This window comes from Mycobacterium sp. E3198 (assembly GCF_001667015.1).
GTDB lineage: Bacteria > Actinomycetota > Actinomycetes > Mycobacteriales > Mycobacteriaceae > Mycobacterium.
In genome coordinates this window covers 21,114-35,632 of sequence record NZ_LZIS01000044.1, presented here as the reverse complement: position 1 = coordinate 35,632, position 14,519 = coordinate 21,114, and the positions used below count along the sequence as shown (strand labels likewise).

The 14,519-nt window shown below is 67.9% G+C and carries 14 protein-coding genes; 9 read left to right on the top strand and 5 right to left on the bottom strand.

Annotated features, from left to right (window positions below):
- The first annotated feature begins 48 nt into the window (after window positions 1-48).
- From A5673_RS05300 to A5673_RS05285, 4 genes are all read left to right on the top strand, one after another.
- Complete coding sequence (locus tag A5673_RS05300; protein ID WP_068228048.1) at window positions 49-1,671, top strand: class I adenylate-forming enzyme family protein; 1,623 nt, start codon at window positions 49-51, stop codon at window positions 1,669-1,671.
- Complete coding sequence (locus A5673_RS05295; RefSeq protein WP_068228045.1) at window positions 1,658-2,431, top strand: class II aldolase/adducin family protein; 774 nt, start codon at window positions 1,658-1,660, stop codon at window positions 2,429-2,431. The genes A5673_RS05300 and A5673_RS05295 overlap by 14 nt, the downstream gene beginning before the upstream one ends.
- Window positions 2,432-2,554: 123 nt before the next feature.
- A complete protein-coding gene (locus A5673_RS05290) occupies window positions 2,555-3,823 on the top strand; it encodes an amidohydrolase family protein (protein WP_068228043.1) in 1,269 nt (422 codons plus the stop codon).
- Between the two features lie 180 nt (window positions 3,824-4,003).
- Window positions 4,004-4,996: an alpha/beta fold hydrolase gene (locus A5673_RS05285; RefSeq protein WP_068228179.1), complete on the top strand. Its 993-nt coding sequence runs from the start codon at window positions 4,004-4,006 to the stop codon at window positions 4,994-4,996.
- Window positions 4,997-5,022: 26 nt separating this feature from the next.
- Here A5673_RS05285 and A5673_RS05280 read toward each other — a convergent pair whose 3' ends face one another.
- The 3 genes from A5673_RS05280 to A5673_RS05270 form a co-directional block, all read right to left on the bottom strand.
- A complete protein-coding gene (locus A5673_RS05280) occupies window positions 5,023-5,838 on the bottom strand; it encodes a class I SAM-dependent methyltransferase (protein WP_197518299.1) in 816 nt (271 codons plus the stop codon).
- A gap of 2 nt (window positions 5,839-5,840) precedes the next feature.
- Window positions 5,841-6,311, bottom strand: a complete 471-nt coding sequence (locus A5673_RS05275) for a GbsR/MarR family transcriptional regulator (RefSeq protein WP_068228037.1) — start codon at window positions 6,309-6,311, stop codon at window positions 5,841-5,843.
- Between the two features lie 85 nt (window positions 6,312-6,396).
- Window positions 6,397-7,416, bottom strand: coding sequence for a nitronate monooxygenase family protein (locus tag A5673_RS05270; RefSeq protein ID WP_068228035.1), 1,020 nt, complete (start codon window positions 7,414-7,416; stop codon window positions 6,397-6,399).
- A 66-nt stretch (window positions 7,417-7,482) separates the two neighbouring features.
- Between A5673_RS05270 and A5673_RS05265 the strand changes: the two genes are divergently transcribed.
- The 4 genes from A5673_RS05265 to A5673_RS05250 all read left to right on the top strand — a co-directional run bounded on the left by A5673_RS05265 (window position 7,483) and on the right by A5673_RS05250 (window position 13,090).
- Complete coding sequence (locus A5673_RS05265) at window positions 7,483-9,084, top strand: arylsulfatase (RefSeq protein ID WP_068228032.1); 1,602 nt, start codon at window positions 7,483-7,485, stop codon at window positions 9,082-9,084.
- Window positions 9,085-9,165: 81 nt separating this feature from the next.
- Window positions 9,166-10,815 carry a cytosine permease gene (locus A5673_RS05260; protein ID WP_068228029.1) on the top strand — a complete coding sequence of 550 codons (1,650 nt, stop codon included), beginning with the start codon at window positions 9,166-9,168 and terminating at the stop codon, window positions 10,813-10,815.
- Window positions 10,816-10,839: 24 nt separating this feature from the next.
- Window positions 10,840-12,063 (top strand): FAD-dependent oxidoreductase, encoded by a 1,224-nt coding sequence (locus tag A5673_RS05255; protein WP_082958546.1) that lies wholly within the window; start codon window positions 10,840-10,842, stop codon window positions 12,061-12,063.
- A gap of 28 nt (window positions 12,064-12,091) precedes the next feature.
- Entirely contained in the window at window positions 12,092-13,090 is a 999-nt protein-coding gene (locus A5673_RS05250) for a Gfo/Idh/MocA family protein (protein ID WP_068228026.1), read from the top strand.
- 9 nt (window positions 13,091-13,099) lie between these two features.
- Here the strand turns inward: A5673_RS05250 and A5673_RS05245 are convergent, their stop codons facing one another.
- A complete protein-coding gene (locus A5673_RS05245) occupies window positions 13,100-13,927 on the bottom strand; it encodes a sugar phosphate isomerase/epimerase (protein WP_068228023.1) in 828 nt (275 codons plus the stop codon).
- Window position 13,928: 1 nt separating this feature from the next.
- Window positions 13,929-14,198, bottom strand: coding sequence for a hypothetical protein (locus A5673_RS29855; RefSeq protein WP_231970895.1), 270 nt, complete (start codon window positions 14,196-14,198; stop codon window positions 13,929-13,931).
- Between A5673_RS29855 and A5673_RS29850 the strand changes: the two genes are divergently transcribed.
- Window positions 14,197-14,457: a hypothetical protein gene (locus A5673_RS29850; RefSeq protein ID WP_231970894.1), complete on the top strand. Its 261-nt coding sequence runs from the start codon at window positions 14,197-14,199 to the stop codon at window positions 14,455-14,457. The genes A5673_RS29855 and A5673_RS29850 overlap by 2 nt on opposite strands.
- Window positions 14,458-14,519: the final 62 nt, after the last annotated feature.

Sequence of the window (14,519 nt, the reverse complement as noted above, 5' to 3'; positions counted from 1 at the left end):
GGCCGGGCTTCCTGACTGAACGGCGAGCGGTTTTCCTATCATTTGGTGATGGGCGCCGGTGGGCTGGATACCGTGGGCTCGCCGGCATTCGCCGACGAGGATGCGGACCTGTTCCGCGCCGCCGGCTGGTGGTCCGATTCCACCCTGTCGGACGCGGTGCGCCGCAACGCCGAAATCGCACCGGATCGCCTCGCCTATGTCGACCACCTCGGCGCGTCGCTGAGTTGGCATGAATTCGACGATGCGGCAACCACACTGGCGGAGGAGCTGGCCGGCAACGGTGTGCGGCGCGGCGATCGAATCGCGGTGTGGCACGGCGATTCCGCCGCCATCCATGTGCTTTTCGTGGCGATCGAACGGTGCGGCGCCGTCGTCGTCGGCATCGGAGCGCGCGCCGGGACCCGAGAGGTGGCCGCGATACTGCGCAGTTCGCAACCAAAGATCCTGATCAGCGACCCGGAGCGCGGTCCGACCGCCGCGCAGGCGGCCGCTGACGCCTCGGTGTCCGCCCTGGTGATGGACGGCGATCCCGGCGCGCTCAGGCTCAACGCGCGCACACGGCCCAGGGCGGTGGACGCGGACGCACAACTGGGACCCGACGACGTCTTCCTCATCAACTCCACCTCCGGGACGACCGGCCTGCCCAAATGCGTGGTACACACCCAAAACCGATGGCATTACTTTCACCAGAAAGCCGTCGCCAACGGATTGCTGACGCCGGATGACATCTTCTTGCCCGTCATCCCCACGCCGTTCGGCTTCGGGCTGTGGACCAGCCACACCACCCCGATCTACCTCGGCGCCACCGCGGTGATCATGCGGCGGTTCACCGCGCGCGCGGCATGCGAGGCGATCGCGCGCCACCGGGCGACCGTGTTGTGTTGTGTCAGCACGCAATTGACGATGCTGATGGCGGACCCGGCTTGTCGCGAGCATGACCTGAGTTCACTGCGCGTGGTTTTCGCCGGCGGCGAGGCGTTGCCGTACCGGCCGGCCGCCGAATTCGAGGACCTGACCGACGCAAAGATCCTGCAGTTCTACGGCTCCAACGAGACCGGTTTGCTCAGCGCCACCACAATCGATGACTCGCGCGAACGCCGACTCCGCACGGGCGGCCGGATCGTTCCGGAAATGGCGGTCCGGCTCTTCGACGGGGATCGGGACGTCACCGCGACGGGGCGCGGCCAGCCCGCGTGCCGCGGCCCGGCGACCAGCCTCGGGTACCTCGGCGGCACCGACCACGACACGCTGTTCACCGCCGACGGGTGGATGCGCATGGGTGACCTGTGCGAGATCGACGCGGACGGCTACCTGACCGTGACCGGCCGCACCTCCGACTTCATCCTGCGCGGCGGCAAGAATATCAGCGCGACCCAGGTCGAGGACACCGTCACGACGCACCCCGCGATCGCGGTGGCGGCGGCCGTCGCGATGCCCGATCCGGTGTTCGGCGAAAAGGTCTGTGTCTATGCCGAACTCGTCGACTCGCAGACCATCGACCTGCCCGTCCTCGTCGACCACTTGCTGGCGCTGGGAGTCTCCAAGGAGCTGCTGCCCGAGCGGCTCATCATCGTCGATGAACTGCCCCGATCGTCCGGGGGCAAGGTCGCCAAAGGCCTGCTCCGCGAGGATATTCGAACCAGGATGGAGGCCGATCATGAACACTCCTGACGCACGGCGGGGTGGCCTCGAGGTGTGGGCGCCATCGGTGGTGCCTCCGATCGGCGTCGAGCTGTCCCACGAACAGGCGCTCGCCGTCGCGTTCCGGCACCTGGCCGCCGTCGGATTCGCGGAGAACATGGCCGGGCACATCACCTGGCAGCTCGACGGCCAAACGGACATGTTCGTCAATCCGTGGGGGCTGTGGTGGCAGGAACTCACCGCCGCCGACATCTGCGTCGTCGACAGCGAGGCGCGGGTGGTGCGCGGTCGCTGGGATGTCACGCCCGCCATCCACATTCACACGGAACTGCACCGGGTGCGCGACGACGCCCGGGTCGTCATCCACAACCACCCCTACTACGTGTGCGTGCTGGCCGCGCTGGGCAGGCTCCCCGAACTGGTGCACCAGACCGGCTCGCTGTACCTCGACGACCTGTGCCTCGTCGAGGAGTACGACGGGGAAATCGACAGCCCCGCCCGCGCCGCGGACCTCGCCGCGCGCATCGGCGGTGCCAACCTCACGATTCTCGCCAACCACGGCGTGATCGCGACCGGCCGCAACCTCCCGGAAGCCGTGTACCGGGCGGCGTCGATCGAGCGGGTATGCAAGCTGGCTTACGACGTCATGCTCACCGGTAAGGACCCGGTGAAGATGAACTGGTCCGACATGGCGGGCATGCAGCGGTCGCTGATCGAACGCGCCGCCGACGTCTACTGGGCGGGGGCCGCACGGATGACCATCAAGGCGGACCCCGATGTGCTCACGTGAGCCTGAAACGTGGTCGTTGACTGTGCATCCACGGCGGCGACACGCCGAGTGGCGGCGCCGTCAGCGCACACCAAAAGCCGCCACCGCACACTCAAGCACGCCGCCCCGCAAGGAGATTGACGAGTGAAATCGATCGATGAGCTGGCCGGTGACCTGAACTTCACGACGGCCAAGACGGGCGAGCAGCGCTCGGTCACGTTCCTGCCGGATCCGCCGCGGGCGCCCCGCCGCTACACGCTGATCTCGGTCGACGACCACATCGTCGAGCCGCCCGACACCTTCACCGGGCGGTTGCCGCGGAAGTTCGCCGACCGCGCCCCCAAGGTCGTCGAGACCGGCGATGGGGGGCAGACGTGGGTCTACGACGGCCGGGAATTGCCCAACGTCGGATTCAACGCCGTGGTGGGGCGGCCCGTCGCGGAGTACGGCTTCGAGCCGGTCCGGTTCGACGAGATGCGCAGGGGCGCATGGGATATCCATGCGCGCGTCAAGGACATGGATCTGAACGGCGTCTATGCGTCGCTGAACTTCCCCTCCTTCCTGCCCGGGTTCGCCGGCCAGCGGCTGCAGCAGGTGACCGCGGATCGGGACCTGGCGTTGGCCTCCGTGCGCGCGTGGAACGACTGGCACCTCGAGGTGTGGGCGGGGTCGTATCCCGAACGCATCATTCCCTGCCAGTTGCCGTGGCTGCTGGATCCCGAGCTCGGCGCGAGGATGATCTACGACAACGCCGAACGCGGCTTTCACGCCGTCACTTTCAGCGAGAACCCGGCTATGCTCGGCCTGCCGAGCATTCACTCCGGCCACTGGGACCCGATGATGGCTGCGTGCGCGGAGACGGGCACCGTGGTGAACCTGCACATCGGCTCATCGGGCTCGTCGCCGTCCACCACCGACGATGCGCCACCGGATGTGCAGGGCGTCCTGTTCTTCGCGTACGCGATCTCGGCCGCCGTCGACTGGTTGTACTCCGGGCTTCCCAGCCGGTTCCCGGACCTGAAGATCTGCCTGTCGGAAGGCGGGATCGGTTGGGTGGCGGGGTTGCTCGACCGCCTCGACCACATGCTCAGCTATCACGCGATGTACGGCACCTGGCAGGCGCTCGGCGAAAGCCTCACTCCCGCGGAGGTGTTCACCCGCAACTTCTGGTTCTGCGCGGTGGAGGACAAGTCGTCGTTCGTGCAGCGTGACCGGATCGGCGTGGACAACATCATGCTGGAAGCCGATTACCCGCATTGCGACTCCACCTGGCCGCACACCCAGGAGACCGTTCACGAACAAATCGGCGATTTGCCGCCGGACGTCATCCGGAAATTCAGCTGGGAGAACGCGTCTCGCCTGTATCGCCACCCGGTGCCGGCCGAGGTCCAACGTGATCCCGAGGCGTTCTGACGTCGTCAGCGCCGAGTCGCGGCAGGCCGCCGCGACCGCCTGAGCACAACGCGCAAAAGCTCAAAATCGCTTGTTGCGTGGCTATTGCGCACAAGCGAGTCAACGCCGGTGCCGATCCGTAGCTTCGAGTGCAACAAGGTGTCGGGAGCCGCTCGACATCGCACCGAGCAGGAGTCCGCCGTGTTCACTGCGCCCGAATTGACGACGGGAACAAATGCCTATCGCGCGACCGCCGAGGCGTCGCCACCGGCATTGGACGCGAAGCGCGGGGGCTACGTCGAGCGCACGGTCGTCACGAGTGATGGCGTGCGACTGGCGGTCCGCGACCACAACCCCGCCGGCCGCGACCACACCGTGGTGCTGCTGCACGGCCTTTGCCTGACCCAGGCGAGTTGGGAACTCCAGGTTCGCCACCTGAAGCGTCAGTGGGGCAACCGGATTCGGATCATCACCTACGACCACCGGGGCCATGGCGCTTCGACGGGTGCCGACATGCACACGTACCGAATCGACCGTCTTGCCGCCGACCTCGCCGAAGTCTTGACGATCTTGCGGGTGAGCGGTCCGCTCACGCTGGCCGGGCACTCGATGGGCGGCATGACGGCGCTCGCGTACCTGGGCCGTCCCGCCGCCGATCGTCCGGTGGAACCGCAGGGCCTGGTCCTGGTCGCCACGGCGGCGGGCCGGCTCGCCGAGCGAGGGCTCGGCCGCCTGCTGGGCACCCGCGCGACGGAGCTGGTGTTCGACCTCGTCCACCGCCTGCCCCGGCGCGCGATGGACAGGGCGATCAAGGGATTGGTGCGGCCCGTCTTCGACGGTGTGATCAAGTTGTCCGGTGCCGACCAGAGCGGGGCCGCCGCGCTCACGGCGTCCGCCATCCGCTCGGTGTCGTTGGCGACCGCGACCGGATTCCTGCCCAGCCTCAAGCGTTACGACCAGTACGCCGCGCTGGCCTCCATCGTCGCCAACACGATCGTCATCAGCGGGGGAGCGGACAAAACGACCCCGGCCGAGCACGCGCGTGACATCGCCGCGGGCATCCCGGACTCCACCCACCTGCACCGGCCCGGCGCCGGGCACATGCTGCTGGGCGAGCACCCGCGGTGCGTCGGCACGGCGATCGACCGCGTGATGGGGATCCCGGCGCTGGCCGAGCGCGGACTGGCCAGTTGACCCGGCGCCCCGTCAATGTGCCTGCGTCAGAACGCGAAGCGATTGAGCACGTCGTAGTTGCGCATCGGCGTGGCGTTGACCAACCGCCACAACAGCCGCACCGGCGCCGAAGGGATGCGGTCGCAGAGCGCCCCCACGAAGGACTGCTCGAGGAGGCGCAGCCGCGGGTTCCACCGTTCGAGTTCGCGAGCGTCGCGGATGCCCCACTTGGTGATGCCCTTGGTGAAGACCTTGGACAGCCGCGGCCCCATCGGCGACACGGTGTCGAAGGCGAGCTCGCCGCCGCCGAACCGATCCGTGATGCCGTGCAGCAGCGCCCGCACCTGGGCCCCGGTGAGATACATGACGAGCCCCTCGGCGACCATCAGCGTCGGGCGATCGGTGGGTACCTCATCGAGCCACGCTTGGTCGGTCACCGACGAGCCGATCATCCGGTACCCATCGCCGTCTTCGTAGAGCTTGCGGCGCAACGCGATCACGTCGGGTTGATCGACGTCGAACCACTGCACGGTCGGCGGCGGAGTCAGGCGGAAGGCCCGGGTGTCCATGCCGCACCCGAGGTGCAGCACGACGGCGTTCGGGTGGCGGTGCAGGAAGCCGGCGCTCCAGTCGTCGAGCTGTTTGGCGCGCATGGTCACCAGATACTGGTTGGATGCCGGCCGCATGGCGCGTCGCATCCGGGCCCAGTCGTATTCGATGCGGTCCACCGCCTCGACGGCCGCCGTGTCGCCCAGAATCGGTGCCTGCGAACCGCTTTCGTACGCCCGCAGGTACAGCGTGCACAGATTCGTCCACTCCACCGATCCCCACGCCACGTCGCTGAAGTCGACTTTGTCCGCCATCGTCATGGCTGTCTTTTTCCCTCCCGATACTCGCTCCACATCCGCATCAGCTGGTCGCGATAGTCCCGGGTGCAGAATTCGCAGAAATCGCGGAAATCCTCGACGCGCTGCCGCTGCTCGGCGCGGTCCGCACCCAGCATCGACAGGGCGAAGTCGGCGGGCTCGATGCCCAGCCGCATCAGCGAGAGCTGCGTTTCCAGGACGCTGGTGAACCCGCCCGGCGTGACCCGGTAGAGGTGCTGGCGGTTCGGGCTCGGCAAGCGCTGCACCATGCCGCCTTCCAGCAGCTGGCGGGCGACGGTACTGATCGATGCCTTGCTCACCGACAGCGCGTCGGCCAGCTGGGTCAACGACTGCTGCGGCGGATCGCAGATCAAAAGCCACCCGTAAACCCGACCCATCGTGCGGGTGGCGCCGAGGAGCTCGAAGAACAACCCAAGGCGGTCGACGAACTCGGTCTCTTCCGGTGACATGGCCTCAATCAGTTCGTTCAGTACATACTAAACGTAACCTACAGCAGGGGTCGACTGATGAAAAGCCCGCATCGACAGCGACCGATCAGAGGTCGGACGCCAGCCGCCGCAGGATGTCGGTCGCGGGCTCGGCGGTGGCGTGCCGGTATCCCGTACCCGCCCACAGGTGGACGTAGTCGGGTTTGCCTGCCGCGGCGGCCGCTTTGCGCATCCCGGTGGTCAGGTGGTGAATCGCCGGATAGCCCAGCGGCGCCTGCGCCTCGTGGGCGTCGATGAACGCGTTGCGCAGGCCGCGCGCCGGGCGGCCGGTAAAGGCCCGGGTGATCACCGTCTCGGTGTACGCGGGATCGGTCAGGGCCGCCTGGTGGGTGGCCGACGCGCCGCTCTCGGTGGCGCGCAGCAGAACGGTTCCGACGACGGCCGCGGTCGCGCCCGCGCGGATCACCTCGGCCACCGCGGCGGGCGTGGCGAGCCCGCCGGCGGCCATGATCGGCAACGGAACCCTCGCCGCGACCTGCTTGACGAGGTCGACGATCGGCACCGGCCGCAATGGCTGGCGCGGCGACAGCGTGCCCGAATGCCCGCCGGCGGCGGCGGCCTGCACGGCGAGCATGTCGACCCCGGCTTCGTGGGCGAGCGCCGCTTCGTCGGGGGTGGTCACCGTCTGGACCACGACGCTGTCGGCGCGCTTCAAGGCCGCGATGACGTCGCGCGGCGGTATTCCGAAGGTGAACGACACCATCGGCACCGGGTTGTCGAGCAACAGCGCGATTTTCTCGTCGAAGGCGTCGGTGTCCTCGATCGGCTCTACCGGCAGGGCGAGGCCGAACTGGTCGGCATCCTTCTGCACGATTGCCGCGTAGGTTCGGTAGCTTTCGGGATCGACCGGCAGCGGGTTGGGCGCAAAGAGGTTGATGCCGAACGGGATTCCCTCGGCGCGAACCGTTTCGAGCTCCGCTTCGGCGGCCGCCACGGCCTTGTAGCCGGCCGCCAGCATGCCCAGGGCGCCGGCCCGGGTGGCGGCCGTCACCATGGCCGGGGTGGTGGGACCGCCCGACATCGGGGCGGCGACCAGCGGAATGGACATACCGAACTGTGCCAGCATGCAACGACAATATCGGCGCAGCCGTGGCGTTCCCTCGCGGCGCCGGACCTGACAGGATGCTTCAGCGTGAAGCGACCCAACTTTCTCGTGATCGTGGCGGACGACCTCGGGTTTTCCGATATCGGTGCGTTCGGCGGCGAGATCAACACGCCCAACCTGGATCGGCTGGCCTACGCCGGCGTGCGGTTCACCGATTTTCACTCCGCGCCGGCGTGCTCACCCACCAGGGCGATGCTGTTGACCGGCACCGACCACCACATCGCCGGTATCGGCACGATGCTCGAGGTCGCGGCGCCCGGATTCCAGGGCGCGCCCGGCTACGAGGGCTACCTGAACGACCGGGTCGTGGCCCTGCCCGAGTTGCTGCGTGACGCCGGATATCTGACGCTGATGTCGGGTAAGTGGCACCTCGGTGGCACCATCGAGACCTCGCCATGGGCCCGCGGATTCGAGCGTTCCTTCGCGTTGCTGCCCGCCGGCGCCAGCCATTACGGCCCGGGCGCGGGCGGCGGGTTTTCGCCGGTGGCAACGCTTTACACCGAGGATGACCGCTTCGTCAGCGTCGGTGAGGACTTCTACTCGTCCGACTTCTACGCCGACACGCTGCTGCGCTACCTCCGCGAGCGTCCCCAGGACGACGACCGGCCGTTTTTCGCCTACTTGCCCTTTCAGGCGCCGCACTGGCCGTTGCAAGCGCCGGACGAATCCATCGCGCCGTATCACGGCCGCTACGACGAAGGCCCGGACGCCTTGCGCGAGGCCCGCCTCGAGGCGCTCAAGAAGCTCGGCCTGTGTCCGCCCGACGTGGTGGCGCATCCGGTCGTCGCCGACGGCGCTCCCGCGTGGGACGACATGACCGACGACGAGCGCGCGCGTTCGTCCCGCAGCATGGAGGTCTATGCCGGGATGGTCGACCGGATGGATCACAACATCGGACGGGTGATCGACTACCTGGCCGGCACGGGCGAGCTGGACGACACGGTGGTGATCTTCTTGTCCGACAACGGCGCGGAGGGCGCGATGGTCGAGGCGATGCCGCTGCGTGGCGCCGAAATCGTCGCGCAGATCGAAAAGTATTGCGACAACAGCCTCGACAACCTGGGCGGCCCCACGTCGTTCATCTGGTACGGCCCGCGCTGGGCGCAGGCCGCCACGGCGCCGTCGCGCCTGCACAAGGCGTTTACCACCGAGGGTGGGATCCGGGTGGTGGGCTTTATGACCTGGCCGGGCTTTGCCCGGCAGGCCGAGGTCGGCACGGCGTTCAGCACCGTCATGGACATCGCCCCGACCGTGCTCGAGCTCGCGGGCATCACGCACCCGGGCACCGCCTACCGGGGCCGCGAGATCCAACCCATGCGGGGCCGCTCGCTGCTGCCGTATCTGTCGGGTGACAGCGAGCAGGTCCATGGCGAACAAACCGGCACCGGCTGGGAGCTGTTCGGCCGCCGCGCGATTCGGCAGGGCGACTGGAAGGCCGTTTATCTGCCCGCGCCGTACGGTCCGGGCGCCTGGCAGCTCTACGACCTTTCCGGCGACCCCGGCGAGATCGACGACCTCGCCGCCGCGCGGCCCGACAAGCTGGCCGAGCTGCTGGCGCTGTGGGAGCGCTACGTCGAGGAGACGGGCGTGATACTCGGCCCTGTCTCGGTGTTCGACGCCGATCTGTAGCGGCGCAGTCCTCACAGGAAACCGCAAGGCGGGTCGGTTATCTTCGGCGGGTATTTGTGACCGTGCGGGCGGAGGGTGGGCATGACGTCGGACATCGAGAAGTCCGTCGCAGCCGTCGATCTGGACACGATGACTGCCGCGAAGGAAACACTCGAGGACTACACGCTGCGGTTCGCGCCACGCAGCTACCGGCGGTGGTCCACGGCGGTGGTGGGCATCTCGGCCCTCGGCGGCATCGCGTATCTCGCCGACTTCGCGATCGGTGCGAACGTCGGCATCGCGTATGGCACCGGAAACGCCTTGTGCGGCATCGCGATCTTCGCCGTCGTGATCTTCCTGACCGGGCTGCCGCTGGCCTACTACGCCGCGCGCTACAACATCGACTTGGACCTCATCACCCGCGGTAGCGGCTTCGGATACTACGGCTCGGTGGTCACCAACGTCATCTTCGCGACGTTTACCTTCATCTTCTTCGCGCTCGAGGGCTCCATCATGGCCCAAGGGCTCCAGCTGGGCCTGCACGTGCCGCTGTGGTTGGGCTACGCCTGCTCGACGCTGCTCATCTTCCCGCTGGTGATCTACGGCATGAAAGTCCTTTCCCAGCTGCAGGTTTGGACCACGCCGCTCTGGCTGATCCTGATGGTGGTGCCGTTCGGCTACCTGCTGGTCGGTCACCCGGACTCGATCGGCCAGTTCTTCGCGTACGGCGGTCACGCGGGTAACGGCCAGATGAACATCGGCTCAACATTGTTGGCGGCCGGGGTCTGCCTGTCGCTGATCGCCCAGATCGCCGAACAGATCGACTACCTGCGCTTCATGCCGCCCCGCACGCCGGCCAACGCCCGGAGCTGGTGGGCCTGGATGCTGCTCGCCGGCCCCGGCTGGGTCGTCTTCGGGGCGGCCAAACAGGTCATCGGCCTGTTTCTCGCGGTCTACCTGATCTCCAACGTCGCGGGCTCCACGCCGATCGCCAACCAGCCGGTCCACCAGTTTCTGCTGATCTACCGCAACTTCATGCCCGACTGGCTGGCGCTGACGCTCGCGGTGGTTTTGGTGGTGATCAGCCAGATCAAGATCAACGTGACGAACGCCTATTCGGGCTCACTGGCCTGGACCAACTCGTTCACCCGCGTCACGAAGCACTATCCGGGACGCGTGGTGTTCCTCGGCGTCAACCTCGTCATCGCGTTGATTCTGATGGAAGCCAACATGTTCGACTTCCTCAACACCATCCTCGGTTTCTACGCCAACTGCGGCATGGCGTGGGTGGTGGCGGTCGCCTCCGACATCGTCTTCAACAAGTACCTGCTCCAGCTGTCACCCAAGAAGCCTGAGTTCCGGCGCGGAATGCTGTATGCCGTCAACCCGGTTGGCTTCGGTTCGCTGCTGCTGGCGGCGGGGCTGTCCGTCATCGCGTTCTTCGGTGGCCTGGGCGCGGCGCTTCGGCCATACTCGCCGCTGGTCGCGATCGTCCTCGCGCTGGTGATGCCCCCGATCCTCGCCGCCGCGACCAAGGGCAAGTACTACCTGCGGCGCACCCAGGACGGCATCGAGTCGCCCATGTACGACGAGCACGGCAACCCGTCGGCCGAACAGTTGAAGTGCCATGTCTGCCATCACGACTACGAGCGGCCCGACATGCTGGCGTGTCACACGCACGGCGCGCACGTCTGCTCGCTGTGTCTGTCCACCGACCGGGTGGGCGACCACGTGCTGCCCGCCCCGGGTTGAACGCCGCCGTATGCTTGGGCGCTGATGGTTGAGACGACCACGTGCGCCATCGTCGGCGGCGGCCCGGCCGGGATGGTGCTGGGCCTGCTCCTGTCGCGGGCAGGTGTCCAGGTCACCCTGCTGGAGAAGCACGGCGACTTCCTGCGCGACTTTCGCGGCGACACGGTCCATCCGACCACCATGCGGTTGCTCGACGAGCTGGGCCTCTGGGAGCGCTTCAGACAGCTGCATTACAGCGAGGTCCGCAAGGCGAAATTCGAGGCGAACGGGCACTCGGTCACCTACATCGACTTCGAGCGGCTGCGGCGTCTCGGGCAGCCGCACCCCTACATCGCCATGGTGCCGCAGTGGGATCTGTTGAACCTGCTCGCCGAGGCCGCCAAAGCCGAGTCCAGCTTCACGATGCGGATGAAGACCGAAGTCACCGGTTTGCTGCGCGACGGCGGCCGCATCACCGGGGTGCGCTACCTGGGACCCGACGGCCCCGGTGAATTGCGGGCCGAGCTGACGGTTGCCTGCGACGGCCGGTGGTCCATCGCCCGTCGCGAGGCCGGTTTGAAGACACGCGAGTTCCCGGTGAACTTCGACGTGTGGTGGTTCAGGTTGCCCCGCGACGCCGACGAGGAATTCTCCTTCCTGCCCCGCTTCGCGCCGGGTAAGGGTCTCGGCGTGATCCCGCGCGAGGGCTACAACCAGATCGCGTACCTCGGACCCAAAGGCACCGACGCCCAGTTGCGCGCGCGAGGCCTCGAGGCGTTCCGTCACGACGTCTGCGCGCTGATGCCGGAAGCGGGCGCTTCGGTGGCCGCACTGACCTCCATGGACGACGTCAAGCATCTCGATGTCCACGTGAATCGGTTGCGCCGCTGGCACATTGACGGGCTGCTGTGCATTGGCGATGCCGCGCACGCGATGTCCCCGCTGGGAGGCGTCGGCATCAACCTGGCGGTCCAAGACGCCGTCGCGGCCGCGACCATCTTGGCCGAGCCGCTGCGGCGGCACGGCGTCACCGATCGCGACCTGGCGGCCGTCCGCCGGCGCCGCGTCATTCCCACCGCGGCGACCCAAGCCGTGCAACGGGTCTTGGCCGCCAGGCTGCTCGGGCCGCTCCTGCGCGGCGCGGATCCCACCCCGCCGGCGGCGCTGTTCGGCCTGGTGGAGCGGCTGCCGTGGCTGTCGGTGTTGCCCGCGTACTTCATCGGCGTCGGCGTTCGTCCCGAGCACGCACCGGCTTTCGCCCGTCGTTAACCGCTGAAGCGGTGCTAGCGTCAGGTCCGTGGCCGCAGACGGAAAGCCGATCCGGTTCGGGATCCTGGGCGCAGCCAACATCGCGCCCCTGGCGCTCGTCAACCCGGCGAAGGCAAACGGCGAGGTCGAGGTGGTCGCCGTCGCGGCGCGCGATGCTTCGCGTGGAAGGGCCTTCGCCGGTAAGCACGGCATCCCGCGCGTGCACGACGGCTACGACGCACTGATCGCCGACCCGAACCTCGACGCGATCTACATCCCACTGCCGAACGGACTGCACGGCAAGTGGACCCGGGCGGCCGTGGCCGCCGGTAAGCACGTCCTGTGCGAAAAGCCCTTCACGGCCAACGCCGCCGAGGCGCGCGACATCGCCGAACTGGCAGCGAATTCGGATCGCGTGGTGATGGAGGCCTTCCACTATCGCTATCACCCGCTGAGCCGGCGCGTCGAGGAGATCATCGCCTCGGGCGAACTCGGCAAGCTCAAGCGGGTGGAGGCCGCGTTGTGCTTCCCGCTGCCGAAATTCTCCGACATCCGTTACAACTACTCGTTGGCCGGCGGGGCGACGATGGACGCCGGGTGCTACGCCGTCCACATGGTCCGCACTTTCGGCGGTGCCACCCCGGAAGTCGTTTCGGCACAGGCGAAATTGCGGGACCCGCGGGTCGACCGGGCCATGACGGCCGAGCTGAAGTTCGCCGCCGGGCACACCGGCCGGGTGCGCTGCTCGATGTGGTCATCTCGGCTGTTGGAGATCAGAGCGCGGGTGGTGGGCGAACGCGGTGAGGTGCGGGTCAGCAATCCGGTAATGCCCCACCTGATCAATCGGCTGAGCGTCCGAACGCCCGCCGGCAAACGCGTGGAGCGATTCGGACGCCGCCCCTCCTACGCCTATCAGCTCGACGCGTTCGCCGCGGCGGTGCTGCGCGGCGAGCCGTTTGAGACGACCCCCGAGGACGCGATCGAGAACATGACCGTCATCGACGCGATCTATCGCGCCGCCGGCCTGCCCCTGCGCGAGCCCGGCTGAGGTTAGGCGCTAGCTCGTTGGCCCGGGCGCTGTTTCCGGCAACAAGCGCCGCGCCGCCTCGACGCACGGGCGCAGGCGCTCGATCGGGCTGACGCCTTCCAGCGCCAGCGATCGCCTCGGCACTTCGATCTCGATCACGATGTCGGACGGAAGCGCCACGAGGATGTCGCGCAGCGGCAATTCGCCTTCGCCGGGAACCATGCGCTCGAACATGGCCTCCTCCATGTAGTTGTCGGCGCGCGGGCGCAGCGTCGTATCGTTCAGCTGGGCGTACCCGACGTGGCCGGGATCGATGGCCGCGACGTCGGCCGCGCCTGAACCGGATCGCACCAGGTGCATCGTGTCGATCAACAACCCGAAGTCGGGCCTCCCCACGTGCTGCCGCGCGGCGAGCGCGGTCGGCAGGTCGCCGACGGTCAGGCCCGGTACGGGTTCGACGACGGTCTGGATGCCGCGTTGCGCGGCGAGTTCGGTCAGCGTCGCGAACTGGTCGAAGGTGCGGCCGAGATCGGGGTCGAGGCTGACGACGTTGATCCGCGGAACGCCGAGCGCGGCGAGGGCGTCGAGATCGGCTGCGAACGTGTGTGTCTGTGTGTCGGGCATGATCAGAAAGCCGTCGCCGAGCGAGATCGTCACGCCGCGGTGATCCATGGCGGCCAGCACCTCTCGCCGCAGGTTCGGGTCCTTCAACGAGAAGGGTGGGTAGCCGAGCGGCACCAAGGGCAGCCCCCGCACCACCGCCGACATGTGGCGGCAGCCGAGATCCGCCGTCAGCTCCACGAATTCCACTGGCGGAAGGCCGAATCCGCACAGGAAGCCGATACCGAGCTGGTCCACGTCAGGCGCCCCGGCCGGCCAGCTGGGCCAACTGGTCGGCGGCCTGGGCGGTTTGGGTGGTCAGCGCGATCTTGCCGGACGTCACTTGTTCTTCGATGATCGGCGCTTCCAGAACGAGGTCGTCGCGAATGAAGGCCACATGGTCTTTGAGGTGCGCGGCGGTGTATGCCGCCCACGCTGCCGCCGACGGCGGGTCCATCGTCAGGCTCACCTCGTAGAAACCCGATGTCAGCGACTGGGGCCGGTCGACGCGTGTGAGCGTAAGACGCATGGTCTCGGGACCCAACGTGTACACGGTGGTTTTGGCGAGGTCACAGGTGACCAGAACGTTGGCCGGTGCGGCGGGGGCGCTCGGATTCGCCGCCGGGCACTTGGCCGGCGGCGCCGGCTGGGACTTCTGCACGGGCCGAACCGGTAACGGCTGGATGTTCACCGCGGGCGCCGCCGGCGGGGGCGGCGGGGGCGACGCGGTCGTGGTTGACGCGGTCGTGGCCGACGTGCTGGGCGCGGCCCGGTGTTGCGTTGCGTGACAGCCGCACAACACCGCCCCGAGCATAAGGACGCTCGTGAGCCTTCGGGTGCCCATCAGGCC

Bases quoted from the DNA above. Each gene is read 5' to 3' on its own strand.
- A5673_RS05300 (WP_068228048.1), top strand. From the start codon at position 49: ATGGGCGCCGGTGGGCTGGATACCGTGGGCTCGCCGGCATTCGCCGAC.
- A5673_RS05255 (WP_082958546.1), top strand. From the start codon at position 10,840: ATGGTTGAGACGACCACGTGCGCCATCGTCGGCGGCGGCCCGGCCGGG.
- A5673_RS05260 (WP_068228029.1), top strand. From the start codon at position 9,166: ATGACGTCGGACATCGAGAAGTCCGTCGCAGCCGTCGATCTGGACACG.
- A5673_RS29850 (WP_231970894.1), top strand. From the start codon at position 14,197: ATGGTCTCGGGACCCAACGTGTACACGGTGGTTTTGGCGAGGTCACAG.
- A5673_RS05270 (WP_068228035.1), bottom strand. From the start codon at position 7,416: ATGCTGGCACAGTTCGGTATGTCCATTCCGCTGGTCGCCGCCCCGATG.
- A5673_RS05295 (WP_068228045.1), top strand. From the start codon at position 1,658: ATGAACACTCCTGACGCACGGCGGGGTGGCCTCGAGGTGTGGGCGCCA.
- A5673_RS05280 (WP_197518299.1), bottom strand. From the start codon at position 5,838: ATGGCGGACAAAGTCGACTTCAGCGACGTGGCGTGGGGATCGGTGGAG.
- A5673_RS29855 (WP_231970895.1), bottom strand. From the start codon at position 14,198: ATGCGTCTTACGCTCACACGCGTCGACCGGCCCCAGTCGCTGACATCG.
- A5673_RS05275 (WP_068228037.1), bottom strand. From the start codon at position 6,311: ATGTCACCGGAAGAGACCGAGTTCGTCGACCGCCTTGGGTTGTTCTTC.